This is a genomic window from Paraburkholderia sp. GAS448 (assembly GCF_050435685.1).
GTDB lineage: Bacteria > Pseudomonadota > Gammaproteobacteria > Burkholderiales > Burkholderiaceae > Paraburkholderia.
The window spans coordinates 1-1,258 of record NZ_JBNDKT010000155.1 but is presented as its reverse complement, the minus strand read 5'-3'; the positions used below and the strand labels follow the sequence as shown (position 1 = coordinate 1,258).

General features: G+C 56.8%; 2 protein-coding genes. Both read right to left on the bottom strand.

What is annotated here, in order from left to right; all coding sequences use genetic code 11:
- Positions 1–408: 408 nt before the first annotated feature.
- Positions 409–825, bottom strand: coding sequence for a hypothetical protein (locus tag P3T23_RS47750; RefSeq protein WP_429322963.1), 417 nt, complete (start codon positions 823–825; stop codon positions 409–411).
- 38 nt (positions 826–863) lie between these two features.
- Positions 864–1,258: hypothetical protein (locus P3T23_RS47745; protein WP_429322962.1), on the bottom strand; the 395-nt coding region annotated here is incomplete at its 5' end.

The following is a 1,258-nucleotide window of genomic DNA, read 5'->3' as shown; positions in this document are numbered from 1 at the left end:
CCATTCGAGGTCTTCGAACGTATGCTCGCAACCGCTTCGATACACTCAGCTTCCATTCATTAGCCCCCTGTTGCGCTTCACTCTTGAAACCGCCTACCTTCACAACCTCGCCGCGTGCATAGTGCTTGTGGCGAGCGCCGCTACTACGGCCCGGAGTGGTGAAGGTGAACAAGACAGCTTCTCCGATGGCGTGCATCTGGCTTTTCCGTGCAGTCGTCAATCTTTGGTAAGGCCGATGTACAGCGTTCCGAGCGCGATTGCCAACGCGCCGATAACAATCGGCCAGAAGTACGCTCGAAGGGTGGTCATTACCCCATATTCGGCTAACCGGCCGTTCGGTACGCTCGCGCGTCAATTTGTTTTCCTGTGTGGTCCGCGACCCGGCGACCGAGGCCGCTTTTCCGAGGGTTACAGCGCTTTGCCGATCAACACAGCGGCGAGGACCGGGCCGAAGATCGACGGTTGCTGTTTGGTTTGCTCTGCAACTTGACCGGTGCGCCGCGTCAGTGTCGCCAATGCCTCGTTTTGCTCTTGCAAAAGGCCTATTTGCAGCGCCAAAAGTTTATCCGCGCCAGTCGGTTCCTCGATGCCCACTGACTTGCAGATGCGCAAGATGTTGGCCTCCATCGCTTCTTTAAGACCATGCTCTTTCAGGTCGTTCAGAAACTCGATCATCTGGCCGCGAGTGGGCTTGCCGTCTAGGAACGTGTCCAGTTTCGCGTTCAACGCGGCAGAGTTTCCACAAAGCTCGCGGGCGCGGTTTATCTGGTCGAGTCCTGCGGGCTTACGCGCCAACTCAGTCAGGTTTGCTGCTGTGTTCGTCATCTTGTTTTCCTTGTCATGCGCGGCTCGCGCCGCTTTTCCTAGCTCTGGCTGACCGTGACCGACACGCGGCTATTGGCGCGTTTCAGAATCTGGTCAGCCTGCTCGCGGGAGGAGGCGCGGGCCAACTCGTCTGGATCGGCCTCGTTGATGATCGAAATCGCCACGCCAAACTTGCGGCCAGTGTCGCGGTAGAAATTCAGAACCGCCATTTCATCGTCCGACAGGGTTGCGAAAATCCGACCGTCCAGCGCCCGAACTGCCGCGATACCGTCGTTCTTTTTGTGGATTTCTGAGACGGCATCACGCATCTGTTGGACGCCATCGCGATAGGTCTGCGCTGAACCGCCTCCGATTTTTCTGGACACGAATTTGGGGTAAAACGTGTGTCTGGAAATGGAGTTGAACATGCTGAAGAAGTCGAATGTCGATGAGG

What these genes read in the sequence shown, in the direction of transcription:
- P3T23_RS47750 (WP_429322963.1), bottom strand. Translation starts at nt 825, where the DNA reads ATGACGAACACAGCAGCAAACCTGACTGAGTTGGCGCGTAAGCCCGCA.